Here is a 25,888-nt window from a genome sequence, read left to right on the forward strand (position 1 = left end):
CATGCAACTTTTTATACGTCACCAGACTATCTACAAGTATTCAGCACCGCTGACTTACACCATACAACAATTACGCCTGACACCGCGTGCCGAGCAGCACCAGCATGCGATCTCCTGGCAAATCAAAACCGCAGGGCAGCGCCACGCCTTTGTTGATGCCTATGGCAATCCCTCGCATACGCTGACCATCACTGGCCAGCATCATGAGGTTGCCATCATTGCCGAGGGTGTGGTGGAGTTGACGACACCTTATCAGGGGCGCATCACCGATCCCGACACGTTTTCACCGCTGGTATTTACTGTGCCAACACGGCTGACCGAGCCAGTGCCAGCAATTGTGGACTTTGCTCTGACGCACTTGCCTGACAGCGGCAAGACCAGCACGGCTGCACTACTTAATCTGGCTGCGCACATCCGTGGTGCAGTCGAGTACCAGACTGGTGCAACCATCGTCACGACCAGCGCCAGCGATGCTCTGCAATTGGGCCGTGGCGTGTGCCAGGACCATGCCCATATCATGCTGGCCTGCTGCCATGCACGCGGTATTCCGGCGCGCTATGTGTCTGGTTATATTGATCCTGAATCCACTGGTCATGCCGACAGCCATGCCTGGGTGGATGTCTGGGTAGAAGACAGCGACTATAGCGGCTGGGTCAGCGTCGATGTGACGCATGCCGTGCTGATGACAGATGCCTATTGCCGTCTGGCCATAGGACGCGACTATGATTCAGCCGCACCGGTGCGTGGGGTGCGCCGCGGTGGCGGACTGGAAACCTTGAGTGTGACGGTGCATGTCACACCCAGGTGAGTTTCATGCTTTATCTGGCATACTTTATTTGGTAAGCATCAACGCGGTGACAGAGGCATGCTCTTCCAGTTCGTGTAGTCATGTATGCCGAACGAATACTGGGCTCCGGCAGTACTGCTATTGAGGCTGATGGCAGTTACCACACGATTGAGCTCGGTACGCATGATGGCTTCGCCTTCTTCATAGAAGCTGACATAGGACGGTTCTTGTTGAGAGGTTTCTGCGCCAACTATGGTGCGCCTGTTGTAGGTCACACCATAGGCAAGTTCGTTCTTGATGAAATCGAATATGGGGCCGCTGGTATCGCGGTAAGACATGATGGCGACGATGGGCACGTTCTGATAAACCCATTCTGCCAGGTTGCCACTGCCATAGCTATTATTGTACTGACGTTCGTCATACCAGAAGGGGATATCCACCACCATGTTGATATTCCATCCTAGGCTGGCACTTTTGGTGGCGATACGGTTTTTCGTATTGGTCACAAAATTTTGATACGCCAGGACGCCTGCTGCCAGATCGCTTTTCCACGGTTCTGCGGTATAGGGTTCCACATCAAAATGAATGGCGCTGAAACGCTGTGCCACTGTTGCCATTTGTTGATAGGCAAAGACCCAATCCAGGAAAGCATTCTTGCGCGCCTCACCAGCGGCCACTACCCAGTTAGAAGCGCCATCCAGGGCTTGCACTGAGATAGGCGTACTGGTATCGCCTATAGTAACCATTGCCGCATTGAGCGTGCTGACCAGATATTGGTATTTGCTGACAGGGATGTCGCGATTGATCTGCAAGTACACTTCTGTGACTTGTTTGTCTTTGCAAAACTGTATCAGGGCATTGACCTGGGTTTTATCTGCGGTCGTCAGCTTGTTGCTATTGCTGAGCACGCTGGTGGTATCCCACAACCAGGTTCCTGCTGTCTTGTTACTATACAGCGGTGTGGTAGGTAGCAGCTTCAGGCTGGCACTGTTGTCGGCAGGAGGTGGCGGCGGGTTGGCACTGCCGGTACTGCCGGCAGACGTGTCGCCACCGCTGCAAGCCGTCAGTACCGCCAGGCTCAGGCTAGCCAATAAAACCTGCCGCCTTACCTGTACTGCCTGGAAAAATTTGCGCGCAAGCACAAGTGTAGATTTCTTTTGCATCATCAATCCCTTGGTCACATACCAGCAGTTACAAAAACAATACAAATAAGGCAAGACATAGTACAAAGCGAATATATGCTCTTTTTTGCAAGTTGGGATTTTTAAATAGAAAAAACCATGCAGTATCACGAAGATTTCATTGCAGCTTTGCATACCAATATGACAAGCGTATTTCGCCGCCCTGCTTTCGGGTAGAATTCAAGTTTCGACAGAACAAGAATCCGCACTATGACTTACTGTATTGGCATGCGCCTAGACGCCGGGCTAGTGTTTCTTTCCGACTCGCGCACCAATGCTGGCGTCGATCATGTGGGCACTTTCCGCAAGATGTCAGTGTTTGAAAACCCGGGTGATCGCACCATGGTGTTGATGACTGCGGGTAATTTGTCGATTTCACAATCCATACGCCAGCTGGTGTCCGAGCATGTCGATGCTGCTGGCAAGACCATCTGGACTGCACCGAATATGTATGAGGCTGCACGCATCCTGGGTGAGGCCGTGCGCACTGTGTATCACCGCGATGCCAAGTCACTTTCAGAATTTGGCATAGACTTTAATGTCAGCCTGATTTTTGGTGGCCAGATCAAGGGCGAGCGTTGCCGTTTGTTCCAGATTTATTCTGCCGGTAATTTCATTGAATCTCATAATGAAAATACTTATTTCCAGATCGGCGAAGCCAAGTATGGCAAACCCATACTCGACCGTGTGGTGACACCGGCCACGCCACTGGATGAAGCGGCCAAGTGCGCGCTGATCTCTATGGATTCCACCTTGCGCTCCAATATCTCGGTGGGCCTGCCGCTGGATTTGCTGGTGTATGAAGACAATAAACTGGCCATCACCCACTTCGTCACCATCGATGAAAAAAACCAGTATTTCCAGATGATACGCAATACCTGGGGCCAGCAATTGAAGTCGGTTTTTGAAAGCATAGACGACCCAGTCTGGAACGCCAGCCCCGAAGCCCAGGGCAATGTCTTGTCAGCCACCAATATGCACAGCAAACCTGTGCGCGTGGCCGTGCCAGCTGAGTTGCTGGATACGGTAAACAGCCCTGCGCCTTTGCAGTCTTTGGCGCAGCAGCCCGACGACAATAAGCAGGCTTAAGAGCGTCAACAGGGGCTAAGCCAAAGCCCCCTGTATCATATAGCCTCAGATACAAAGACCTGACTTAATGGCAAAACATACTCTTATCCCGCTCAGCGATGGTCCTGTCATTGGCATCGGTCTTGGCACCATTTCCATGAGCAGCCTTGCCACTGAGAATGTCTTTGGCCAGGGCACAACGTGAGGCATCGGTTTCCTGGTGATAGTCAGGGGCGGCGGGCGGCTTGGCTTCACTCGCCTTGGCTGCCTTGGCATCGGCTTCCTGTTTTTGCACCTGGCGCTTGCGGAATTCAATTTCCCGGTCTTGCCAGCTTTGCGAGGGAGCGGTATTGGTCGACTCAGGCAAGCCTTTGACTTTTACTTCTTCTACCTTGGCTTTGCCAGCATCATCCTTTTTCTCGGAATAATGTGTTTTACCATTGGCATCTACCCATTTATAAATTTCTGCATGACTTGCATGGGCGATGAATAAAAGGCTCAGGCAGGCGGCCTGCAAGCGCAGTTTGGGTGTAATTTGCTTCATTTTTACCAACTTTTTACTAAGTATTAGACAATAACAGAGCTGATTTGCTTTGACAAATGCCGGAAGTCATATGCCGGGTCAATGTCAGGAAATGAACTTACTTCTTATGCTTGCGCCAGGCACAGTCAGTCGCATGGTCATTCACCATGCCTATACCCTGCATATAGGCATAGATGATGGTAGAGCCAACAAACTTGAAACCACGTTTCAGCAAGTCTTTGGAGATACGGTCTGATAATTCTGTGGTGATGATGCGTTCACCGCCATTGATGATGGGCTTGCCATCGACATAAGCCCACAGATAGGCATCCAGGCTGCCTTTCTCTTCACATAGACGCAAATATGCTTTGGCATTGGTGATGGCTGCAGCGACTTTGAGGCGATTCCTGACTATGCCCGCATTGCCCAGCAAGCTGGCGACTTTGGCATCATCATAACTGGCAATTTTTTTGGCATCCCAGCCATCAAAGGCTACTCTATAGTTTTCACGTTTGTTGAGTATGGTTTCCCAGGAGAGGCCTGCCTGTGCGCCCTCCAGATTAAGCATCTCAAACAAGCGTACTTCATCATGACAGGGCTGGCCCCATTCATGGTCGTGATAATGCAAATACAAGGGATTAGAGGGATTGGCCCAGCTGCAGCGTGTCTTCATATGTAAAAAGCCAAATAGAGTAGGATATGATGTGGGAAAAGGTTTTTTAACAAAAATTTTCAATTCAAATTGACATTCTACTTATTTATCTTAGAATCGTCTTTCGTCATCAGATAGTGGAATAACCATGTTGAGTTTTAAGCAAAGCAGTAAGCAACTGCTGGCCTTGTCCGCAGTAACCCTGGTCTTGAGCGCCTGTGGTGGCAGTAGTAGCAATAATAGTCAGGATGCCAAACAAGTCAGCGTTTCGCCAGCCCCTTTGATACAGGCCGCACCAGTCAGCGCAGACGTCATGCAGTTTGCTGGCAAGCGTCAAAACTACAGGATCACCCGCCTGGGCTCGACTTATGTTGTACTTGATACTACCGCCAGCAAACCAGCAACCACCGTAGACGCCAGTATCAAGGTACTGCAATTTGCCGATTTCCGCGTCAATCTGACGATCGCTGACAAGGCCAAAACCTTGTCCGTCACAGGATTGAATAATCTGATCGACCTGTACATTGCCTTCTTTAATTGTGTACCAGATGCAGATGGCCTGGCTTACTGGATAGACCAGGTGAATGCTGGCGCGAATGAAGCGCAAATTGCCGAAAGCTTTTACCTGGTTGCTGCGCAATCACCAGAACTGACTGGTTATACCAGCAATATCACGAATGATAACTTTATCCGCCTGATCTATAAAAATGTACTGAGCCGTAGTGGCAGCACTGCGCCCAATGCGGCGGAAGTCGATTACTGGTCCAGCCAGCTCAACAAAGGTGCTTCCAAGGGGAGTATCGTCAGGGCTGTGCTGGTTGCCGCGCGCGCCACCGCCAATGACCCCAACTGGTCCTGGGTTGCCTCATTACTCAATAACAAGCTTGATGTCGCCAATTATTTTGCGGTACAACAAGGCCTGAGTTATCTGACGCGTAGTGACAATATCACCAAGAACATGGCCATTGCCGCCGCAGTCACCAGCAGCTCTACGTCCGCCGCCCTGGACCTGATCGGTGTCAGTGGCAATGACCTTAATCAAACTACCACAAGCCAATATGGCAACCCAGACAGCCTGGCCAATATTTGCACGCCAGCAGGCGAGAAAAACTGGGTGCGCGCGCATCTGGATGATGTCTATCTGTGGTACAAAGATATCATCAATGTACCGCAATCCTTATATAGCACGCCGCAGGATTATTTCCAGGCACTGATCGTCAAATCCAAGGACAGGTTCAGCTTTACTTCCGAGCAAGGCAGTATTGATGATTATTTCCAGACCGGTGCTGATGTTGGCTTTGGATTTAGCCTGACCCGCGATAGTGGTGCCATACGGGTACGTTATGTGCAACCTGGCTCGCCTGCCGACAAGGCACAGATCAAGCGTGGCGCAACCCTGGTCAGCGTAGACAATTCCCCTATCAGTTCTTACCTGAATGATGCGCAATATGATGCCATCTACCCGGTCAAGGCAGAAACCCATAGCTTCCAGATCCAGGATAGCGGTTCCTTCTCCAGTCGCCCGGTAACGATGACAGCCACCACAGTCACGACTGCCCCGGTCTTGCAAAACCAGGTACTGAATGTGAATGGCAAAAAAATAGGCTATATGGTGTTTACTGACCATATACGCACGGCAGAGACCCCATTGGTTAACACCATCACCCAGTTCAAGCAGGCGGGCATCAGTGACCTGGTCCTGGACTTGCGTTATAACGGTGGCGGTTACCTGTACATTGCCAATGAGCTGGCAGCCATGATCGCCGGTAAAAAGGCAGTCAACAATGTCTTTGAGAAATTGCAGTTCAACGATAAACATCCTGACGCGACTGCGGATAATATTTCGTATTTCTACGATACAGACTCCTACTATCGTCCCTTGCCGCAACTTAATCTGCCACGCGTATTTATCCTGACTGGCAGTAACACTTGCTCGGCCAGTGAATCTGTCATCAATGGCCTGAAACCCTTCATGGACGTGATTTTGATCGGCGACACCACTTGCGGCAAACCCTATGGTTTTATCCAGACCAATAACTGTAATACGGCCTATTTTGCCATCCAGTTTTCTGGTGTGAATGCGCTGAATCAGGGGGATTTCACGAATGGCTTCACGCCGACTTGCCGGGTATCCGATAGTTTAAATTATGCTTTAGGTGATCAAAATGAACCACGCCTGTCAGCTGCCCTGAAATATGCCAGCACCGGCGCATGCCCAACTACAGCATTCAGCCCTGCCCCGCCACCGGCAGCATTTGATACTGTCAAGGACAGGGAACCGCGCCCATGGCGTAACAACAAATTGCTGAAAGTGAATTCAAAGTTCAGATAAGCTCAGATAAGCTCAGTAAATAAAGAAAAAGCGCACCACGGTGCGCTTTTTCTTTGTCCAGGGAATGCCCCAGTTACTCATGCATTTAACATCTGGCCACACAGTCTGTGCACTCAATGCATGACTACCCTGCGCATTTTTTGCGAGATATAAGCCAGGCTGACCAGGCTCATCAAGGCGCACACCAGGAAGGCAATGCCGACTGCCACTGTGCTCATGGTTTCTCCCTTTAATACCTGGTTCATCATCTGGTTTTGCGCCAGCACGGGCACCCACTGGAACCAGGCAGGTTCACGGCCAGGGAAAAGTATGGGAACCAAAGAAACAAAGGGAATGAACATGGTCACCATCTGGTTACGCACCTGGGCTTCCTTGTAGCTCTTGCAATCGAGCGAGACCGCTATCTGTATCGCTGCCATGCTGGCCGCCAGCGGCAATAAGACCAGCAGGAAACCCAAAGCATCCTTGAAATTGAACTGGAATTCAGCGCGCAGGGTTTCATTATGGATCAGCCATTGCGAGGGGAAGAAACTACCTATGGTCAGCACCACCACCCCCATGCCGACGATGGCAACGGCCCCCCATTTACCGATAGTCAGTTGCCAGCCGGTGACAGGATTCATCATCAGCGGTTCCAGCGAGCCACGTTCACGCTCGCCCGCCGTGGTATCAATGGCAGCATACATGCCACCGAGCACGATGGCCATCAAGACCATCATGGGTAGCATGGTGGTGATGGTGGCTTTGCGTTCTTCCGGCTTTTTGATATGACGTTCACGCACATCTATGCGCTGCAATAATTCTGTGGAGACACCACGCATGGCCAGACCCATGGTCGCAACCTCTTGCGAATAGCCGTCCAGCAAGCGACGCAGCGGGCGCACCCCAAATTCTGCCTGACGATTCGAAGTATCAAAGGCAATTTCCAGCGTGCCCTTGTCACCTGTAGCCAGCTTTTCATCAAAGTCATCTGGGATCAGCAAAACAGGTTGATCCAGTTCCTTGCTTTGTGATTTGGCTGCATAATCATCGGGCGCAGTTTTGATTTTATACCCCTGGCGCTGTATGAAATTTTCCAGGCCACGCGCATGCTCTATACCCTTGACGAGTACGCTGCGTTTTTCTTCCTGTGACTCCACTTGCGTCAGCACCACGGAAAAAATCAAGAGCATCAGTGGCACACCCAGCAATGAGCTGATCAGGGCCACCAGCAGGGTACGACGGTCACGCAAGGCATCGCGCAATTCCTTGCGCAAGATAGCTAAAGTGGCTTTCATCAATTGACTCCTGCCAGGGATTTTTGTGGATGCAAAAATGCCAGTTTGACGAATGCATCTTCGAAATTGTTTTCACCAGATTGCTGCAGCAAATCATCGACAGTGCCATGGGCCACGTCCTTGCCGTCGGCCACGATGACGACCTGGTCACACAGGCGTTCTACTTCCTGCATGATGTGGGTAGAGAAGATAATGCACTTGCCGCCGCCTTCGGGTGAACGCAGGAAGCGCAGGAATTCTCTCAGGGCGCGGGTAGCCACCACGTCCAGCCCATTGGTGGGTTCATCCAGGATGATGTTCTTGGGATCATGCACCAATGCCCTGGCCAGCGCAGTTTTCATGCGCTCACCCTGGCTGAAACCATCGGTGCGGCGGTCCAGCAATTTATCCATGTCCAGCCATTGCGCCAGTTGCAGGGTACGTTGCTCGGCGTGCCCGGCATCCATGCCATGCAAGAGCCCATAGTAATGAATGTTTTCCCTGGCGGTCAGGCGTGGGTACAGGCCGCGGGCATCTGACAAGACCCCCATCTGCGATTGCGTGGCAGATGTACCCGCCTTGACGGCCGTGCCATCCACCTTGATGTCGCCCTTATCAGCTTGCAAGAGGGCAGCAATCATGCGCAGCGTGGTGGTCTTGCCTGCACCATTGGCACCCAGCAAGCCGGTGATGCAGGCATCCTGAGCGCTGAAACTGACGCCACTGACCGCCTTCACCACTTCACGGTTTTTTTTCATCAAGCCCAGGCTGCGCGCAGTCTGGACCAGGGCATTACCTGAGGATTTACCCAGGCGCACAAATTCTTTGTGCAAGTCATGAACGATAATCATGGCTTGGCCTCCTTGCCAGCTTTATTGGCAGAAGCTGGCGTCGGCGCCTGCCAGGCCAGGGCGCGTGGAATCTGGCGCACGCAAGCGGTATCAACCTTGATGGCTTCGCTGTCTTCCTTGGCATTCAAAAAGCGGTGCACGACATCGCGCACACAACCTTGTGCCAGCAAACCATGACCAGTGTTTTCTATCTGTACATGCACTGCATTCGGGCCCAGTGCCTTGGCCACTTCTGCACCGTGCCTGCTGGGGGTGACCGGATCTATGCCGCCACTGAGTAGCAAGGCGGGAGTAGCAGATTTAGGGATGGTAAAGAAGCCCGCTGGTATCTCGGCACGTGGCCATTTTTTGCAAGCCTGGGTATACATCTCAGCCATGAGTTTTTCAAAATCATCACTGGCAGGTAAATTCGCTGACTGGGCAAAGGCTTCGCCACACCAGACCGATAAATGCATGCCATAAGAAATCCCGCCAGGACCGGGCAAGCTGGTAGCACCACTCATGGTAATCAAGGGCGCATAATTACCCTGCTCTGCCTGTGTCAGTGCATAGGGCAAGGCGGCCAGCGAATTGGGGCTGTACAGGGTTTTATGCACCAGGCCCAGCAAACCATCGCGCGTCATATCAAACTTGATGGGTGTACCCAGGCGCGGGTGTAGCAGGCTGATTTTTTGTGGCTGGCTGGCCAGCAGTTTTTTCCAGCGGTTTGCCAGGTCAGGATAACTGGTATTGCAGGCGACTTCTTTTTCACAATCGCGGAACAGGGCATCGAGCGCCTTTTGCGCATCGGAGCTCGCCAGACGCATGCTCGGCGGCACCACGCCATCGAGCACGACGCGACGCACGGATTGTGGATATTGCCGTAAATATTCAAGTCCGGCACGGGTGCCATACGAAGCGCCCACCAGATTGATACGGCCATAGCCTTGCTTCAGGCGTACCGCTTCCAGGTCTTGCATGGCGATGCTGGTACTGAAGTATTGCAATTCACCATAAGGCAGGGTTTGCAACTGACGCATGCAATCATCGGTCAGTTTGATTTTTTGCTCTGGGGACAAGACTTCATCGGCTTTTTCCAGCGCAGGGCATTCCAGCGGCGCGCTGCGCCCTGTACCGCGCTGGTCGACAAACACCAGGTCACGACGACGGTTGAGGCGCGACATCAGGGCTGTGCCCCAACTGGCGACATTGATGGCACTTTGCCCAGGCCCACCGGCCAGCAGGAAGACGGCATCCGGTAGTTTGTTCCTGTCTTGCGAGGGCACGACGACATAGTGTATGTCTATCTGCTTGCCTTGCGGCTGGGCCGGGTTCAGTGGCCTTTGTATTTGCCCGCACTGCACTTCCTGGGGGAAGTCTGGCAAGCGACAAGCCTTGGTGGTGGCAGGGGCGGCGGCATAAGCCGCCATGCTGCTGCACAGTGCCAGCCCGGACACGAGCCCGAGCATGAATCTTTGGTTCAAAGTGGTCTCCTGAAAAGCAATGATGCGAATTGCAAAATCAGGAGTCTAAGCGTAATTGTTTATTCAGTAAATGCCAGGCTGGCCTGTGTACCGAGATTCGTCAGCAAAGTCTTGACAGGTGCAGGCAAACCCAGTTGCGCAGCATCACTGAGCGGATGCCAGGCATGATCGGCTTCCGCGATTTGCAAATGTCGCTTGCTGAGCTGCACCTGCACCGGCAGGATGTGCAATTTGAAATGGGTGAACACATGGGCAAACACTGGCAAGACCTGGATGCTGGCAATCTCGCCAAAACGACTCGCTTGAGCGCGCACGGTCGCCATTTGTGCATCGACAGAGAAAGCAGCATCCTGGCAGTCTTGCATGCCTGCCAGCTCTGGCAGTGACAATAAACCGCCCCAGATGCCTGTGGGTGGCCGTCTTTCCAGCAAAACTTCAGCGCCATCTTGCAGTAACAACATGATGGCCTGTTTTTCTTTTTGGGCTTTCTTGGGCTTGCGCACAGGCAGCTCGGCTGTCCGGTCCTGGGCATAGGCCACACAGCGCGACTGGAAAGGGCATAGCTGGCATTTGGGGCTGCTGCGAGAGCACAAGGTAGCACCGAGGTCCATCAGGCCCTGGGTATAGGCACCTATGTCTTGCGCTGGCAATAAAGCCTGGGCGCGCAGCCACATATTATCTTCAACTGGTTTGGTGCCGGGGTAACCATCTATGCCAAACACACGGGCAAATACTCGCTTGACGTTGCCATCCAGAATTGCGGCCACCGTGCCATAAGAAAATGCCGTGATCGCCGCTGCCGTAGAACGGCCTATGCCAGGCAGCTCTTGCAACAAGGCCGGGTCAGCCGGGAATTTGCCCTGGTATTTTTCCACTACCTGTTTGGCACACTGATGCAGATTGCGGGCGCGGGTGTAATAACCCAGCCCACTCCAGTGTTCCATGACTTGCTCGACCGGCGCTGCAGCCAGGTCAAACACGGTAGGAAAAGTCTCAAGGAAACGCTGGTAATAAGGAATGACCGCTGTCACCTGAGTCTGCTGCAACATGATTTCAGACAGCCAGACACGATAAGCTTCATGGCTTTGCTGCCAGGGCAAGCCATGGCGGCCATGTTGCTTTTGCCAGGCAATGAGCGCGGCAGAAAAACTGGGATCAAAGTACGGGGATTTGGCAGGCTGAGGCTCAACCTGAGCATGAAACTGAGGCTGGCCCTGCGGGCCAGCCTTGCTACTTGATACTGTGGACTTCATTGTGTCAGGCAGCTACCCTGAGTGCCTTCAATTCGGCATTCAATGCTGTCTTGAGGCTGTCTTCCAGATCAGTCAGGGCTTTTTTCTGTGCATCGATATCTGCCTGCAAGCTCTCAAAAGAACCTATCTTGTCTTCCAGGCTATCGGTCGCCACATGGATACGCTGTATCGACTGCATGCGGTTTTTCAACTGGCCCTTGTGTTCACGTATCTGTGCTTCCAGCGGTGCCATGACGACTTTTTGCCATGCTTCGACATCGCGGTTGGCTTGCAGAAAGCTTTGCTTGACGCGGGCGGCGACAGAATCAAAGAACTTGTGCATCAGGACGACTTGCGGTGTCGTCAGCAAAGTGGCGGTACTGAATTGCTTTTGGTACACGCCTTCTATGGCTTCGACTTCCTTGATGTACTTATCCAGCGAGAATGACATAGGTGCAGACAGGGCCAGACCATGCTCAGTCGAGAACTTGCGGTACATGACCGTCATCATTTCCGAAATTTCATCGGTCTTTCTGTTGGATGTCTGCAGGTTCAGCTTCACCTGGGCAAAGAATTGGCGCACAGACTCACGCAGGCCGATAGAGAATTTGCTCTTTTCCATGGCTTCACGCGATTTGCGGATTTCTTCACGCAGGATATCCATGCCCAGGCTGGTGTAGACCTCGGTAGACAGGCGAGTGAAGACTGAGCGCGTACCCTGCATGCGTAAAAGGCTGGCGTCGAATTCTTTTTTCTCGGCATCAATACGCTTCATCATGTGTTCGATGACGTTCATATTCTTGCCGCGCAAGCTCTTCAATTCCATCATTTGCTCAACCATGCTGCGGCTGCGGGCAGAAATAACCGCTTGCTGGGCATGGATGATTTCATTGATTTCTGAAGTCAGCTGGGCACGTATGATGTTTTGCTTGGCTGGTATCAACTCCTTGGACAAGGCATATTCCAGCGTAGGCAGACGACTCTTGGCCAGCAAAGGGGCATCTTTATTGATCTTGGCAACCAGGCCTTTTTGCGCCGAGATAGGGAAAATCTGCTTTTCTTCCAGACCAAGGGTATGGGCAACGGTGCTGATCTGGCGGACGATTTGCGCTTCCACTTCTTCCGGTGTGCGCAATTCATCCCACATGCTGTCTATCTTATTGAGGACAACCATGCGGCCTGGGCCATTGCCTATATTATTGCGCCAGACATCGATATCGCTCTTGGTCACGCCAGTGTCAGCGGCCAGGATAAACAATACGGCATGCGCATTCGGGATCAGGTTCAGCGTCAGTTCAGGCTCGGTACCTATGGCATTCAGGCCCGGCGTATCGACGATGATGAGGCCTTCTTTCAATAAAGGATGGGGGAAATTGATAATGGCATGACGCCATTGAGAAATTTCTACCAGGCCATCTTCATCGACTTCCAGCGGTGCATCAGGGTCGTTTTCATCAAACAGGCCATATTGCTTGGCCACGTCTATGCTGACTTTCTTGGTCAGGCTGACTTGCTTGAAGGCTTCCAGCATGCCGTCGCCGGAATTGATATTCAGCGGCAGCACCGTCCAGACATGGCTTTGGCCCTTGTATTCACTGGTCGATTGCGCTTCGGCACGGGTTTCTATAGGCAACAGGCGTATGCAAGGCGGGATAGTGTCGTCATACAAAAGCTCGGTCGGGCACATGGTGGTGCGACCAGCAGATGACGGTAATATGCGTTGACCATAATCAGCAAAGAAGATGGCATTGATGAGTTCGGACTTGCCGCGTGAAAATTCAGCAACAAAGGCGATGGACAGTTTGTCGTCAACCAGACGCTCCATCAGACGTGCAATACGCTGATCACTGGCGGCATCGGCCATATCCGATCCATGTATCCATGACCGGTACTGCTCCAGCGCTTTGACCACTCCTTTGCGCCAGTCGCTGTACTCCTGGAATTTCTGAACCAGATTGCTCATGTTCCCCTCAGTTAACTTTTTTGATATTCCAAGTATATATGGAAGCGTTAAAAAAATACGTGTAAATCGAATTTTGCTTACATTTCAGCCATATTTGTGGGTTTATTTCTGACATTTTGCACAATAAAAGCTACTACGTTGTCCTTGTTTTATCTGTTTTATGGGCTCGCCACAGACCCGGCAAGGCTCGCCTGTGCGGTCATACACAAAATAAGATTGTTGAAAATAGCCACTTTGACCATCCACACCAATGAAATCCTTGAGTGTGCTACCGCCCTGCTCTATCGCTGCAGCCAGGGTGGCACGTATGGCCGCTTCCAATAAAGTATAGCGCTTAAGACTGATGCGTCCAGCCTGAGTTTTAGGATTTATGCCAGCCCTGAACAGGCTTTCAGATGCATAAATATTACCAACACCGACCACAATGTCCCCGGCCAGCAAGACTTGCTTGATGGGGGCACTACGGTTTCTGGTCAATTTATACAATAATTCTGCGGTAAACCCCGCCTCCAGCGGCTCTACACCGAGCTGACGTATCAATAAATGCTCTTCCAGGTCACCATCGGCGGCATCATGCCAGAGTACGGCGCCAAAGCGGCGCGGGTCGGTCATGCGCAAGGCAAAATCACCAACCACTATATCAATATGGTCGTGCTTTGCTGGCTGCACGTCTTTATCCAGCACGCGCAAATGGCCAGACATGCCCAGGTGGATGAGCACAGTACCATGCTGGAAATGCAATAAAAGATATTTACCCCGGCGTCCGGTCGCCAGTATGCGCTGGCCACTTAACAAGTCGGCTAAATTTGCCGGGAAGGGCCAGCGCAGGCCAGCACGACGCAAAATCACATCGGTGACTTGCTTGTCGGTCAGATGCGGCGCTACGCCGCGACGTGTCACTTCTACTTCAGGTAATTCTGGCATGGAGGGGAACTTTTACCATTACAATTTGACACAGTGTATAAGCGCTGCAGAACCCACAGTTCTCCAGCTTCAGCGTAAAATCAGTTATCAACGTCAAATCCGGACTCGTTTTGAAAACACTGCCTACATTATTATTCAAGCCTATTGTATCCGCTATCGTATCGACTATCACGGCTTCGCTATGGCGGCCCGCAACGATACTCTTAAGTGTGGCACTGGTCAGCGGATGTGCGACCGTAGGCAAGCAAAGTAGCCAGGCTGTCGATGACACCCATCATGTCAGCGACGCGGCCCAGGCGGCCCTGTCTGCAGAGCAAACCCTGCACGGAGTCAGCAGTCCGCCAGCCTACGAAGACAAATTGCCGGAAGTGGCGCTGTCAGAAGAATTATTCTACAAAATCATTACCGCTGAAGTTGCCTACCAGCGCGGTAGCTGGCAAGGGGCTTATGTCACCCTGTACTCGGTTGCCCAGCAAACCCGCGATCCCCGCCTTGCACGACGCGCCGCTGAAATCGCCCTGTCTGCCAAGCAATCGGGGGAAGCCCTGCAAGCTGTGCGCCTGTGGCGCGAACTGGCACCGAATTCCAACGAAGCTACCCAGTATTACCTGGGCTTCATGGTCATGAACAATAACCTGGCGGAAATCCAGAGCGTCTATGCCGAGAAGCTGAAGGCCGCCGACCCCAAACAATTGGGTGTGACGATGTTGCAAGCCCAGCGTCTGCTGTCACGTGCACGCGATAAAAACGCTGCCTTCAGCACTCTGGAAACCCTGCTCGAACCCTATAAAGATAGTACTGATGCACATATGGCCCTGGCCCAGGGTGCCTATACCAAGGCCGACAACCAGCGCGCCATTACTGAGGCACAGGCAGTCTTGAAGAACAAGCCGGATTCGCAACTGGCCGTGCTGACAATCGCCCAGGCATCACCACAGCCTGAGGCAGCCAAGGCCTTATCTGCCTTTCTGGTAAAAAATCCGACTGCACGCGATGTCAGACTGGCCTATGCCAGCATCCTGATAGACCTGAAGCAACTCGATCAGGCCACCCATGAGTTTGAAACCCTGTCGCGTGATAAACCCGACGATGTCAGTGCCATCTATACTCTGGGTGTATTGGCAATGGAGCGCAATCAGGCGCAAAAAGCTGAAGCCTATTTCCTGCAATACCTGAAAGCCCTGGATGGCAAGTCTGGTGAAGAACGTGATCCGACGACCGCGCTGGTGAACCTGTCGCGCATCGCTGCCGAACGCAAGGATTATAAAGCGGCACAAGACTGGCTGGCCCAGGTCGAAGCTTACGACGGCCGCAACCCGGCCTGGTTCAATGTGCAGATACGCCGCACTTTCTTGCTGGCCAAAGAGGGCAAGCTGCTGGAAGCACGTGCCTTCATACAGCAAATCAAGGCCAGCAATGAAGCTGAGCAAATTCAGTTGATACAATCAGAAGCACAGCTCTTGCGTGATGCTGGTCTGCCAGAGCAGGCCAAGACCGTGCTCGAAGAAGGCATCAAGCAGCAACCCAATAATCCTGATTTGCTATATGACTTTGCCATGCTGGCTGAGTCGCAAAAAGACATCAACGGCATGGAAACATCCTTGCGTAAAGTCATAGAGCTGGCACCGACCAGCCAGCATGCCTACAATGCCCTTGGTTATTCCTTTGCCGACCGTAATGTACAACTCGACGAAGCCAATACCCTGATAGAAAAAGCCAATCAACTGGCGCCGGATGATCCTTTCATTCTGGATAGCCTGGGCTGGGTCAAGTTCAGGCTGGCCAAGTATGACGAAGCCGAACAGGCTTTGCGCCGCGCTTATCAAATGCGCCCTGACGCCGAGATCGCCGTCCATCTGGGTGAGGTTTTGTGGACCAAGGGGCAGAAAGATGATGCAAAAAAAATCTGGCGCGATGCCCAGAAAAAAGACCCGGATAATCAAACCCTGAAATCAACACTGGAAAGATTAAAAGTCAAACCCTGATTGATGTACTAGGTTTGATGCCAAGGCGGACAGATACTGTCCGCCTTATTTATTGATACTCTGCCATACAATTTATACGATACCTACTGAATCAACTTAGCCCCCATGCCATCTTCTACTCATTTCAAGCTTGTGGCTTCTGCCCTTTTTTTAACACTGCTCAATACCGGTTGTGCCAGCCTGCATAGCCAGGTGCCAGCACCGCATCCCTTGACAGCCAGCACTCAGGCAGCGAATACCCGGCAATACCAGCCGCAGATACAAATCAGCGGCAAGATCTCCATACAATACCAGCAAGCTAACAAGCCACAAAGCCTGCCTGGCAGTTTTGAATGGGAACAGGATGCCCAGGGCATACGTATCAATCTGTTGTCGCAGTTGGGTCAGGTCATGGCCCGCATCAACCAGAATGCGCTAGGGGCAACACTGGAACTCAATGATAAGAGCACGCGCAGCGCCAGCGACCTCGACCAACTCTTGCAAGATACCCTGGGCTGGACTTTGCCAGTAGCAGGTTTGCGTGACTGGTTGCAAGGCTTTGTCGCCATCGATGGCAAACAGACCGTCGCCGTCAAGGCAGAAGACCAGACCCTGAATATTCAGGGCTGGAAACTGCGTTACGCCAGTTGGCATGAACAGCCCAGCTTTCCCAAACGTATAGACTTGCAAAGATATACTGAGCAAGCAGGTGATGTCTCTATCCGCATCGTGGTGAATGAATGGAAATGAAGCGACTCGACAATTGCCCGGCCCCGGCCAAACTGAATCTCTTCCTCCATGTGACTGGCCGCCGCGCCGACGGTTATCACTTGCTGCAAACCGCTTTCCAGCTGATAGACCGTTGCGATTACCTGGATGTGGAAGTACGTGCCGATGGCCAGATCTGCCGGACCAATGAAATAGATGGCGTGCCTGCCGACAGTGACCTCATCGTCCGCGCTGCCAGCTTATTGCAAAACCATACAGGCTGCCCGCTTGGTGCCAATCTGACACTGCGCAAACATTTACCCATGGGCGGCGGTCTGGGTGGCGGTTCATCCGATGCAGCAACGACTTTGCTGGCCCTGAATCACTTATGGGAAACCGGCTTGCAGCGAGAAGAATTGATGCGACTGGCACTGCAACTGGGTGCCGACGTGCCTTTCTTCCTGTTTGGTGAAAATGCCTTTGCTGAAGGCGTGGGTGAAGAATTGCAAACCCTGGTAACGCCAGAGGTCTGGTTTGTGGTGCTGGAACCGGGTGTACAAGTCCCCACGCCTGCAATTTTTTCGGCAAAGGAGTTGACAAGAGACACGAAGCCCGTCAGAATAGCGGACTTTCCTGGTGATGCAAAGCAAACTTGGAAAAACGATCTGCAAACAGTTGCCTGCGCATTGTTTCCGCAAGTTGATGCAGCCATACAATGGCTCTCACAATACGGCGATGCAAAGATGACAGGATCAGGGGCTTGCGTTTTTTGCGCTTTTGCTGAAGAATCAGCAGCTGAGCAAGTGTTACAGCAAGTATCGGATCGCTGGGTATCATGGAAAGCAAAAGCACTGAGCCGCCACCCGATGGCGAAAAAATTGGGATCGAAAAATATTTGGCTTGAAGCCGGTTTAACGCTAAAATAGCGGCGAACTTGGAAACAGGCAAAACGGTTGTGTAGGGGAGTCGCCAAGCTGGTTAAGGCACCGGATTTTGATTCCGGCATGCGAAGGTTCGAATCCTTCTTCCCCTGCCATTAAATTAAAGCCGCCGCATAGATTGTGCGGCGGCTTTTTCAGTTTTATCAGCGGCTTGTTTTGTATAAAACCCATGCAAAATAAGCCAGACCCACAAAATCTCAGCCGATAGGTCCCAGCCATGGCAAATGCGCGCGCAAATGACAACATGATGGTTTTCACTGGCAACGCCAATCCTGCACTGGCTGCCGGTGTTGCCAAACAACTAGGCATCCCCCTCGGCAAAGCAGACGTTTCCAAATTCTCTGACGGCGAAGTGATGGTCGAGATCAATGAAAACGTCCGCGGCAAAGATGTCTTCGTCCTGCAATCCACTTGCGCACCTACCAATGACAACCTGATGGAAATCATGTTGATGGTCGATGCCCTGAAACGCGCATCTGCCGGTCGTATCACTGCTGCCATCCCTTATTTTGGTTATGCCCGTCAAGACCGTCGTCCACGCTCTGCGCGTGTGGCGATTTCTGCCAAGGTCGTTGCCAATATGCTGGAAGAAGCCGGTGTAGGCCGCGTCCTGATCATGGACTTGCATGCTGACCAAATCCAGGGTTTCTTTGATATCCCTGTCGACAATATTTACGCTTCACCTATTTTGCTGGGCGACCTGGTTGCCAAGAATTACGAAGACTTGCTGGTAGTGTCCCCTGACGTAGGCGGCGTAGTACGTGCCCGCGCTCTGGCAAAACGCCTGGGTTGCGACCTGGCCATTATCGACAAACGCCGTCCAAAAGCAAATGTTTCTGAAGTCATGAACATCATTGGTGAAGTTGAAGGCCGTAACTGCGTCATCATGGATGACATGGTAGACACTGCCGGTACACTGACCAAAGCAGCTGAAGTATTGAAAGAGCGCGGTGCCAAAAAGGTATTGGCGTATTGTACTCACCCTGTCTTGTCCGGCCCTGCGATACAACGTATTTCGCAATCACCGCTGGATGAACTGGTCGTGACCGATACCATCCCCCTGTCTGAAGCTGCTCGTGCCTGTCCCAAGATTCGTCAATTGTCTTGCGACAGCCTGCTGGCCGAGACTTTCCGTCGCATCACCAAGGGCGAGTCTGTCATCTCCCTGTTCACGGACTAAATCATTTCCGGCCCTGCCATCTGTTAGATGGCAGGGCTATTTTCTGGGCCCCTGGTCGCGGGGGCTCAATACCGCAAAACAAATCAATGTTTTGCATTTTTTGGAGTAACACCATGAAAGTAATCGCATTTGCACGCAATGTACAGGGGACCGGAGCGAGCCGCCGCCTGCGCCTTGCTGGCCAAACACCTGGCATCATCTACGGCGGTACAGAAGCACCAGTCGCCATCACTCTGGATCACAATGCGCTGTACCATGCATTGAAAAAAGAAGCCTTCCACTCTTCCATTCTGGATCTGGAAGTTGATGGCAAAGCAGAAAAAGTATTGTTGCGCGACTTCCAAGTCCATGCGTACAAACAACTGGTTTTGCACGCTGATTTCCAACGCGTAGATCCTAACCAAAAAATCCACGTTAAAGTGCCTCTGCACTTCATCAACGCTGACGTATCCCCAGCTGTGAAACTGTCTTCTGCAGTGATCAGCCACGTTGCCGTTGAACTGGATGTTTCCTGCTTGCCAGCAGACTTGCCAGAATTCGTTGAAGTTGACCTGTCCAAACTGGAAGCCGGTCAATCCATCCACGTATCTCAACTGACATTGCCAAAAGGCGTGACAGCTGTTGTACACGGTGGCGACGCTACTGTTGCTATCGCAGTTGTGCCAGCTGGCGCAACTTCTGCAGAAGCTGAAGCAAAATAATTTGCATTTGCATGCAAATTGATGAAAGCCGCCTTCGGGCGGCTTTTTTATTTTGTTGACCCGGGATACTTTATCCGCATGCCATGTCAGAATTGGTATTACTATTTATGCCATCACTGATTTCCGGAGTTATTCGCATGCCCTTTCCCTCCTCCTCCTTCGTCTCCTCTTCCTCCCGCAAGCTATACCTGAGTCTGCTCATCCCCCTGTGTTTCGCTGTAGTCAGCCCTGTCAGTCAGGCACAACTCGCTGCCGGCATCAAATACGACACCAGCTATCCCATCATCAGCCCAGTCTATGCCAGACAAGGCATGGTGGCGACTGAGCAGGCGCTGGCAAGCCAGGTGGGTCTTGAGATACTCAAGCGTGGCGGCAATGCGGTCGATGCGGCAGTGGCAGTTGGCTTTGCCCTGGCTGTGGTCTTGCCGAACGCCGGCAATATTGGTGGCGGTGGTTTCATGATGATTCATGACAGCAAATCAGGCAAGGATATCGCTCTGGATTTCCGTGAACTGGCACCAGAAAAAGCCAGTCGCGACATGTACCTGGATGCGAAAGGCAATGTCATCTCCGGCAAATCCCTGTACAGCCATCTGGCCGTCGGCATACCCGGCACCGTGGCAGGCATGGACCTGGCATTGCGCAAATATGGCAGCATGAAATGGAAAGACGTCATCGCCCCGTCGATACGCCTGGCCGAGCAGGGTTTCGAGATCAGCCCACACTTGGCAGAGCTGATCGATTCCAGTAAAAACCAGCTGGGAAAATGGCCGGCCAGCCGGGCGATTTTTTTCAAGGATGGCAAGCCCTTGCAGGCAGGTGAGCGCTTGCTACAAAAAGACTTGGCGCAATCCTTGCGCCTGATTGCAGAACAAGGGCCATCAGCATTTTATGAAGGTGCGGTCGCAAAAAAAATCGTCGCTGAAATGCAGCAGCATGAAGGCCTGATTTCTGCCAGTGACCTGAAGAATTACAAGGCCGTGGAACGCATCCCGGTGCGCGGCAATTATCGTGGCTATGAAGTCGTATCGATGCCGCCACCGAGTTCCGGCGGCGTGCATATCATACAGATGCTGAACATGCTGGAACACTACCCGCTGAAAGAACAAGGGGCCAACAGTGCGCAAACCCTGCATCAACTCAGCGAAGTTATGAAACTGGCCTATGCTGACCGCTCTGAATTCCTGGGGGATCCTGACTATTACAAAGTTCCCCTTAAGGGCCTGACTTCGCGCGCCTATGCGGATGAGCTGGTCAAGAAAATACAACCAGACCGCGCCACCCCTTCCGCCGAAATCAAACCTGGCAAACCCCTGCCCTATGAAAGCGACCAGACCACGCATTACAGCGTGGCCGACAAGTTCGGCAATGTGGTGGCCACGACTTATACCCTGAACCTGAACTTCGGCAGTGGCATCGTTGCCACCGGCACCGGCATCGTTCTGAATAATGAAATGGATGATTTCTCGGTCAAGGCTGGCGTACCGAATGCCTTTGGCTTGCTGGGCGGTGATGCCAATGCGGTACAGGGCTGGAAGCGGCCCTTAAGCTCGATGTCCCCCACCATCGTATTGAAAGATGGCAAACCCTTCCTGGTCACCGGCAGCCCTGGCGGCAGCCGCATCATCACGACGACACTGCAAACCATCTTGAATGTCATTGACCATGGCATGAACGTGGCCGAAGCCACGATCTCACCACGCATACACCAGCAATGGATGCCGGATCAGTTGCGCTATGAAAGAGGCATCAGCATCGATACCCTGCGTCTGCTGGAGCAAAAAGGCCAGGTGCTGCGTCCAACAGGAACCCTGGGTAAAACCCAGACCATACAAGTACTGGAACAGGGTTTTGCCGGATACTCAGACCCCCGCAATCCGGACGGTAGTGCGCTAGGGTTTTAAGACTACTTTAATCAGCCTGGATGGCTTGCTGCCGTTCAGGCCGGAGTATCACACCATTTCTGCCACATGGCGCGATAGGCACTTTCCACTTCGCGGGTGAAACCAGCTTCATCCATCAAGGCACTGTTTTGCATTTCTTCGCGCAGAGTTGACCTTGTCTCAGCCAGTTTTGGAATGTCTTGCGCCAAAGCCACGACTTTTTCCACGTATTCCTCTTCTGTATTTGCTATCCACTCTGGATGCCCTGCGGCAATTAATATGCTACCGCCCAGGCGCCCTACACTGGGACGTCCCGCCAGCGTGACGAAGGGCACGCCCATATAAAGAGTTTCAAACAGCGTTGTCCCGGAATTATGCGGAAAACAATCCAGCCCTATATCCAGCGACCTCAGGGTATTCCAGGGTGGCGTATGAAAGCCAATATCCAGCTGTGAGGCATCAACACCATGGGCTGCAAACTTATCAATCAGCGCCTGGCGTAATTCTGCATCTTGATAATTCGCGCTATCAACGACCAATACAGCATTGTCAATTCGCTTCAAGATGGCAGCCCAGGTGCGTATGGTTTTATGGTTAATTCTTATTGATCGTGTCAGAGTACCTATCCTGATTTTTTGACCAGTCAGTGCCGGCAGGGGGCTGACTTCACCCATACCGGGGGCAGGCCGGTAGACGATGAATGGCGTATTGAGCCGCCACACTTGCTCAGCAAATAAGTGCTCACTACCTGGCGGAGCACTCATATGATCAGTCAGGTAGTAGTCTATCGCCGTTAAACCTGTCGTATAGGCGAATCCTAACCACGACACCTGCACAGGTGCGGGCCGGCGCGCCAATACCGACAAGCGGTTATTGGCAGTATGGCCTGCCAGATCAATCAAGATATCAATGCCGTCATCACGGATGCGCTGGGCCAGGGCATCATCGCTGTAGCCGCCGGTGGGGACCCAGTGCTCAGCATATTGTTTATAGCGTTTGGTGACATGATCTTCCTTGCTTAGTTGTGCATAGGCATACACTTCAACCAGGGCTTTATCATGCTGGCTCATTAAAGGTTCCAGAAAATACTGGACAGGATGATGGCAAAAATCTGGCGATATATAGCCTATTTTCAAGCGTCGCTGAGCATCTCTATCGTTTTTAAAAGCTGACCACTCGCTCTTGTAGTGGAGTGCATAGCGTTTTTCATAATCCTGATAGGCAGCGAAAATATCTTCTGCACTGCGGTCAGGATCATAATTAAGCGCAAAAAGTAAATTACTATAGGTTTGAGCAAAATCCGGGGCAAGCTCGACTGCATGCAAGCTGGCGCTGGTTGCCTCATCAAATTTTCCTTGACCAGCATACAGATTTGCCAGGTTGGTATAGACTTTTGTCACCTCACTGCTCATCTGCAAAGCCTTGGCATAGCAAGCTTCAGCATCATCAAAACGATTGATGGCACTATAAGCATTACCGAGATTGCTATATAAAGTGACAGAAATGGCATCATTGGCGATGCCTTGTTCATACACCGCGATCGCCTCCATGCACCGCTTGCGTTCATATAAAAGCGCACCCAGATTGCAATACGCAGCTGGATTATTTACTTTTACAGCAATGGCACGGCGATAAATCGCTTCCGCCTCTGCTGGCAAGTTTTGCTTGGTATAGACATTACCCAAACCTATCATTGCCTCTACAAAATCAGGGCGCGATTCCAAAACCTGCCTGAAATAAGCGTGTGCAACATCCAGGTGCTCAAGTTTAAGTTCCGTCAGGCCCAGATTGTGGATAGTCTCGATATGCCCGGGATTACTCTGCAGAGATAGCAAAAAGTTTTCACGTGCCAGGTCGTACTCAGCTTTTTGCATGTACAGCAAGCCAAGATTTGAATAGGTAGGTACCTGATCCTGACTACTGACACCCACCATGGCACCATCCATGTCCTGTGCCTTACTACCCAGTTGCAATGCCTTGCGATAGCAAATCTCTGCCTCAGACATACGATTCAAAGAACTATAAGTATTGCCAAGATTATTGTAAAGCAAGACAGATTGCGCATCATTGCTTATGCCTTGCTCATAAATCTCTATCGCCTCTGCATATCGTTTTTGCTCATGCAATGTGATGCCCAGATTGCAATAAGCAGCAGGGTGCTTTGGTCGCACATCTATCGCCTGACGATAACTAGCCTCTGCTTCTTCGAGTTTGTGCTGCATCTTATAAGCATCTCCCAGGCTAAGTATTGCATCTGCATACCCAGGGTGTAAGTTCAATGCACGTTGAAAATAATCAACGGCGGCATCTGCTTGTTCAGTATCAAGCGCAAGCTTGCCCAGATTGAAAACCGTCTCCAGATGCTGAGGATTGATGTTCAAGGATAACAATAATTTCTCACGCGCCTTGCTATACTCCCGCCTCGCCAGGTATAGCAAGCCCAGATTACAGCAAGCCAAAAAATGCGTGGGATTAGTGGATAAAGTCTGTAGGTAATGCGTCTCAGCGTCAATTAATTTACCTTGGCGCTGTAGCAAAATGGCCAGATTAAAATGTGCATGACTAAACTCAGGCCTGATATCCAGGGCCTTTTGGTAAGCCGCCTGTGCCTCAGCGACATGCCCAAGCGAGGTCTGTGACACTGCAAGATTGTAATAAGCGATGTGATGATCCGCCTGCATCTGTATCACGTGCTGATAACAGGCCAGGGCATCCTGATAACGCCCGACGGCATCCAGGCACAAACCAAGATTAATCTCTGCATCCAGAAAATCCGGCTTTAATTCCAAAGCACGACGATATTGTGCTTCAGCAAGTGAATATTGGTTCTGCTCATAAAAAACATCACCCAGCTTATTACATAGGATAGGGTTAGTAGCCTCAATTGAGAGTGCCTGTTGAAAATACGCGGCTGCAGCGGGCAAGTTACCCTCTTTGAATTGCAAGTCACCTAATTGCTCAGCGCCAGGTTCTGGCTTGCTATTTGTCTCAGGAACAGAAATATCCGTCTGTTTTTCTTTTTTTTCAGCCTCAGATATCTTTTGTTCTATCGGGGAAAACCGTTTCTTCAACCAGCTCAGCATGAGCGAACTCCCATTTTGAAATTTACAAGATCACAGGTTTATGGATGCCATACCCATTCTCCATGAAGCAAGCAAGTTTACTCATTTCCTATGAGTCTGCTCATAAAAATAGCCTGATATTTCGAATATATGGGCACACAGAGGAAAGAGGAAGAGCAGTAGACTACTATTGACGATGTCATCCTGGAACATTTATCTATTCAGGACGATTAAATATGGGCTCAGGAAAAAATTGCTTAGCGATACGCGATCAATTATCCAGGCCACTTTCCAGTAAGGGCAGATTCTAGCTACTTACAAGAAGGTCTACAGCGGCACAAAGAGAAAGCAAACATGATTTGAGAGCAGACTCATGCACAAGCACCTGAGGGATACTCCATGTTGGCCTGCAAATTTCCTCAGCAAAATTTACCCGCAATGAACCCAGAATCGTAGAAAGGATAAAAAAGAGGATAAAAAAATGCCCTTCATATAGAAGGGCATTTTTGGGTGCAGCTATGCTAATTGATTAGCAACCGCCGGAACCAACTTTCAGACCGCGGTTACCGTTACAGATAGTACCGGCGTTAGACCAGATCATGTTAGCTTGGTTAACAACTGTAGATGCAGTCAGAACACCTGCCAATTGTGTAGTATCGCTAGTACTTACTGTTGCTGTAGAAGTGAAACTCACAGAACCAGCAGCCAATACAGGAGTAGTAGCCATGAATTTGGTGACTGCAACGATAGGAACACCGTTACTACCACTTGTTATGCAGTTAGTCCAAACACCATTGTCACCTTGTACGCACAAAGCCATACCTGTCAAAGTGCTTTCGATCTCAGCCCTTGCACCAGTAGCGCGAGTACGGGATGTGTAATCGGAGTACTGAGGAATAGCGATCGCTGCCAGAATACCGATAATTGCAACAACAATCATCAACTCGATCAATGTAAAGCCGCGTTGCAGCTGTTTAGGGATAGATTTCATCTTGAACTCCAATAAAAAGTTAAATTCGGGAACAACGCTTTCTCTTAAGCAATCGCCGTGCCAACTCCTTGCAAACAGTAAAAGCAGGGCATTTTGTGATGGAAATAGATATCTTTTGATGTTTACTCAGAGCAACTGACAAAATGCGTCAACAGTTTCCAAAATCCCTTTGCAATTTTTTGTCATTTCTTATGTCAAAATATAAATATGACTGACGAGAATGTCA

20 protein-coding genes and 1 tRNA gene are annotated in these 25,888 nt (G+C 51.3%); 10 read left to right on the plus strand and 11 right to left on the minus strand.

The features are described from left to right. Position 1 precedes the first annotated feature (1 nt). Complete coding sequence (locus tag ACO0LF_RS14205) at positions 2 to 808, plus strand: transglutaminase family protein (protein WP_423014965.1); 807 nt, start codon at positions 2 to 4, stop codon at positions 806 to 808. A 38-nt stretch (positions 809 to 846) separates the two neighbouring features. On the opposite strand, the gene ACO0LF_RS14210 is transcribed toward ACO0LF_RS14205, so the two are convergent. After that, positions 847 to 1,953, minus strand: a complete 1,107-nt coding sequence (locus tag ACO0LF_RS14210) for a hypothetical protein (RefSeq protein WP_423014967.1) — start codon at positions 1,951 to 1,953, stop codon at positions 847 to 849. 225 nt (positions 1,954 to 2,178) lie between these two features. Here ACO0LF_RS14210 and ACO0LF_RS14215 point away from each other — a divergent pair, with 225 nt between their 5' ends. Next, positions 2,179 to 3,057: a peptidase gene (locus ACO0LF_RS14215; protein WP_423014969.1), complete on the plus strand. Its 879-nt coding sequence runs from the start codon at positions 2,179 to 2,181 to the stop codon at positions 3,055 to 3,057. 64 nt (positions 3,058 to 3,121) lie between these two features. On the opposite strand, the gene ACO0LF_RS14220 is transcribed toward ACO0LF_RS14215, so the two are convergent. Both ACO0LF_RS14220 and ACO0LF_RS14225 read right to left on the minus strand, forming a co-directional pair. After that, positions 3,122 to 3,580, minus strand: a complete 459-nt coding sequence (locus tag ACO0LF_RS14220; protein WP_423014971.1) for a DUF4124 domain-containing protein — start codon at positions 3,578 to 3,580, stop codon at positions 3,122 to 3,124. Positions 3,581 to 3,677: 97 nt separating this feature from the next. Then, positions 3,678 to 4,232 (minus strand): DNA-3-methyladenine glycosylase I, encoded by a 555-nt coding sequence (locus ACO0LF_RS14225; protein ID WP_423014973.1) that lies wholly within the window; start codon positions 4,230 to 4,232, stop codon positions 3,678 to 3,680. 127 nt (positions 4,233 to 4,359) lie between these two features. Between ACO0LF_RS14225 and ACO0LF_RS14230 the strand changes: the two genes are divergently transcribed. Then, on the plus strand, positions 4,360 to 6,543 hold the full coding sequence (locus tag ACO0LF_RS14230) for a S41 family peptidase (protein WP_423014975.1): 2,184 nt from the start codon (positions 4,360 to 4,362) through the stop codon (positions 6,541 to 6,543). Between the two features lie 113 nt (positions 6,544 to 6,656). Here ACO0LF_RS14230 and ACO0LF_RS14235 read toward each other — a convergent pair whose 3' ends face one another. The 6 genes from ACO0LF_RS14235 to mutM all read right to left on the minus strand — a co-directional run bounded on the left by ACO0LF_RS14235 (position 6,657) and on the right by mutM (position 14,232). Then, positions 6,657 to 7,820 (minus strand): ABC transporter permease, encoded by a 1,164-nt coding sequence (locus tag ACO0LF_RS14235; RefSeq protein ID WP_423014977.1) that lies wholly within the window; start codon positions 7,818 to 7,820, stop codon positions 6,657 to 6,659. After that, positions 7,820 to 8,650 carry an ATP-binding cassette domain-containing protein gene (locus tag ACO0LF_RS14240; protein ID WP_423014979.1) on the minus strand — a complete coding sequence of 277 codons (831 nt, stop codon included), beginning with the start codon at positions 8,648 to 8,650 and terminating at the stop codon, positions 7,820 to 7,822. Before ACO0LF_RS14240 ends, ACO0LF_RS14235 begins: the two co-directional genes overlap by 1 nt. Next, positions 8,647 to 10,113, minus strand: coding sequence for an alpha/beta hydrolase (locus tag ACO0LF_RS14245; RefSeq protein ID WP_423014981.1), 1,467 nt, complete (start codon positions 10,111 to 10,113; stop codon positions 8,647 to 8,649). The genes ACO0LF_RS14240 and ACO0LF_RS14245 overlap by 4 nt, the downstream gene beginning before the upstream one ends. A 59-nt stretch (positions 10,114 to 10,172) precedes the next feature. Then, complete coding sequence (gene mutY, locus ACO0LF_RS14250) at positions 10,173 to 11,366, minus strand: A/G-specific adenine glycosylase (RefSeq protein ID WP_423014983.1); 1,194 nt, start codon at positions 11,364 to 11,366, stop codon at positions 10,173 to 10,175. Positions 11,367 to 11,370: 4 nt separating this feature from the next. Next, positions 11,371 to 13,308, minus strand: a complete 1,938-nt coding sequence (locus tag ACO0LF_RS14255) for a dynamin family protein (protein WP_423014985.1) — start codon at positions 13,306 to 13,308, stop codon at positions 11,371 to 11,373. 102 nt (positions 13,309 to 13,410) lie between these two features. Then, a complete protein-coding gene (mutM, locus tag ACO0LF_RS14260; RefSeq protein WP_423014987.1) occupies positions 13,411 to 14,232 on the minus strand; it encodes a bifunctional DNA-formamidopyrimidine glycosylase/DNA-(apurinic or apyrimidinic site) lyase in 822 nt (273 codons plus the stop codon). A 110-nt stretch (positions 14,233 to 14,342) separates the two neighbouring features. Here mutM and ACO0LF_RS14265 point away from each other — a divergent pair, with 110 nt between their 5' ends. The 7 genes from ACO0LF_RS14265 to ggt all read left to right on the plus strand — a co-directional run bounded on the left by ACO0LF_RS14265 (position 14,343) and on the right by ggt (position 21,630). Then, entirely contained in the window at positions 14,343 to 16,217 is a 1,875-nt protein-coding gene (locus ACO0LF_RS14265) for a tetratricopeptide repeat protein (RefSeq protein WP_423014989.1), read from the plus strand. Between the two features lie 105 nt (positions 16,218 to 16,322). Further along, positions 16,323 to 16,946: a lipoprotein insertase outer membrane protein LolB gene (gene lolB, locus ACO0LF_RS14270; protein WP_423014991.1), complete on the plus strand. Its 624-nt coding sequence runs from the start codon at positions 16,323 to 16,325 to the stop codon at positions 16,944 to 16,946. Continuing rightward, positions 16,943 to 17,830 carry a 4-(cytidine 5'-diphospho)-2-C-methyl-D-erythritol kinase gene (ispE, locus tag ACO0LF_RS14275; protein ID WP_423015315.1) on the plus strand — a complete coding sequence of 296 codons (888 nt, stop codon included), beginning with the start codon at positions 16,943 to 16,945 and terminating at the stop codon, positions 17,828 to 17,830. The genes lolB and ispE overlap by 4 nt, the downstream gene beginning before the upstream one ends. A 33-nt stretch (positions 17,831 to 17,863) precedes the next feature. Further along, positions 17,864 to 17,940: transfer RNA gene (locus ACO0LF_RS14280), tRNA-Gln, on the plus strand. A 122-nt stretch (positions 17,941 to 18,062) separates the two neighbouring features. Continuing rightward, positions 18,063 to 19,025: a ribose-phosphate pyrophosphokinase gene (locus ACO0LF_RS14285; RefSeq protein ID WP_186956001.1), complete on the plus strand. Its 963-nt coding sequence runs from the start codon at positions 18,063 to 18,065 to the stop codon at positions 19,023 to 19,025. 113 nt (positions 19,026 to 19,138) lie between these two features. After that, positions 19,139 to 19,726, plus strand: coding sequence for a 50S ribosomal protein L25/general stress protein Ctc (locus ACO0LF_RS14290; protein ID WP_423014993.1), 588 nt, complete (start codon positions 19,139 to 19,141; stop codon positions 19,724 to 19,726). Positions 19,727 to 19,863: 137 nt separating this feature from the next. Continuing rightward, on the plus strand, positions 19,864 to 21,630 hold the full coding sequence (ggt, locus tag ACO0LF_RS14295) for a gamma-glutamyltransferase (protein WP_423014995.1): 1,767 nt from the start codon (positions 19,864 to 19,866) through the stop codon (positions 21,628 to 21,630). 35 nt (positions 21,631 to 21,665) lie between these two features. Here the strand turns inward: ggt and ACO0LF_RS14300 are convergent, their stop codons facing one another. Further along, complete coding sequence (locus tag ACO0LF_RS14300) at positions 21,666 to 24,692, minus strand: tetratricopeptide repeat protein (RefSeq protein WP_423014997.1); 3,027 nt, start codon at positions 24,690 to 24,692, stop codon at positions 21,666 to 21,668. Positions 24,693 to 25,200: 508 nt separating this feature from the next. Beyond that, positions 25,201 to 25,662 (minus strand): pilin, encoded by a 462-nt coding sequence (locus ACO0LF_RS14305; protein ID WP_423014999.1) that lies wholly within the window; start codon positions 25,660 to 25,662, stop codon positions 25,201 to 25,203. Positions 25,663 to 25,888 lie beyond the last annotated feature (226 nt).

The organism is Undibacterium sp. Di27W, from assembly GCF_049340345.1.
Classification (GTDB): Bacteria; Pseudomonadota; Gammaproteobacteria; order Burkholderiales; family Burkholderiaceae_D; genus Undibacterium.

Excerpts from the sequence above, each read along its gene's own strand:
- lolB (WP_423014991.1), top strand. The coding sequence starts at position 16,323 with ATGCCATCTTCTACTCATTTCAAGCTTGTGGCTTCTGCCCTTTTTTTA.
- ACO0LF_RS14290 (WP_423014993.1), top strand. The coding sequence starts at position 19,139 with ATGAAAGTAATCGCATTTGCACGCAATGTACAGGGGACCGGAGCGAGC.
- ACO0LF_RS14300 (WP_423014997.1), bottom strand. The coding sequence starts at position 24,692 with ATGCTGAGCTGGTTGAAGAAACGGTTTTCCCCGATAGAACAAAAGATA.
- ACO0LF_RS14225 (WP_423014973.1), bottom strand. The coding sequence starts at position 4,232 with ATGAAGACACGCTGCAGCTGGGCCAATCCCTCTAATCCCTTGTATTTG.
- ACO0LF_RS14285 (WP_186956001.1), top strand. The coding sequence starts at position 18,063 with ATGGCAAATGCGCGCGCAAATGACAACATGATGGTTTTCACTGGCAAC.
- mutM (WP_423014987.1), bottom strand. The coding sequence starts at position 14,232 with ATGCCAGAATTACCTGAAGTAGAAGTGACACGTCGCGGCGTAGCGCCG.
- ACO0LF_RS14235 (WP_423014977.1), bottom strand. The coding sequence starts at position 7,820 with ATGAAAGCCACTTTAGCTATCTTGCGCAAGGAATTGCGCGATGCCTTG.
- ACO0LF_RS14220 (WP_423014971.1), bottom strand. The coding sequence starts at position 3,580 with ATGAAGCAAATTACACCCAAACTGCGCTTGCAGGCCGCCTGCCTGAGC.
- ispE (WP_423015315.1), top strand. The coding sequence starts at position 16,943 with ATGAAGCGACTCGACAATTGCCCGGCCCCGGCCAAACTGAATCTCTTC.
- ACO0LF_RS14255 (WP_423014985.1), bottom strand. The coding sequence starts at position 13,308 with ATGAGCAATCTGGTTCAGAAATTCCAGGAGTACAGCGACTGGCGCAAA.
- ggt (WP_423014995.1), top strand. The coding sequence starts at position 19,864 with ATGCCCTTTCCCTCCTCCTCCTTCGTCTCCTCTTCCTCCCGCAAGCTA.
- ACO0LF_RS14205 (WP_423014965.1), top strand. The coding sequence starts at position 2 with ATGCAACTTTTTATACGTCACCAGACTATCTACAAGTATTCAGCACCG.
- ACO0LF_RS14240 (WP_423014979.1), bottom strand. The coding sequence starts at position 8,650 with ATGATTATCGTTCATGACTTGCACAAAGAATTTGTGCGCCTGGGTAAA.
- ACO0LF_RS14230 (WP_423014975.1), top strand. The coding sequence starts at position 4,360 with ATGTTGAGTTTTAAGCAAAGCAGTAAGCAACTGCTGGCCTTGTCCGCA.
- mutY (WP_423014983.1), bottom strand. The coding sequence starts at position 11,366 with ATGAAGTCCACAGTATCAAGTAGCAAGGCTGGCCCGCAGGGCCAGCCT.
- ACO0LF_RS14215 (WP_423014969.1), top strand. The coding sequence starts at position 2,179 with ATGACTTACTGTATTGGCATGCGCCTAGACGCCGGGCTAGTGTTTCTT.
- ACO0LF_RS14305 (WP_423014999.1), bottom strand. The coding sequence starts at position 25,662 with ATGAAATCTATCCCTAAACAGCTGCAACGCGGCTTTACATTGATCGAG.
- ACO0LF_RS14210 (WP_423014967.1), bottom strand. The coding sequence starts at position 1,953 with ATGATGCAAAAGAAATCTACACTTGTGCTTGCGCGCAAATTTTTCCAG.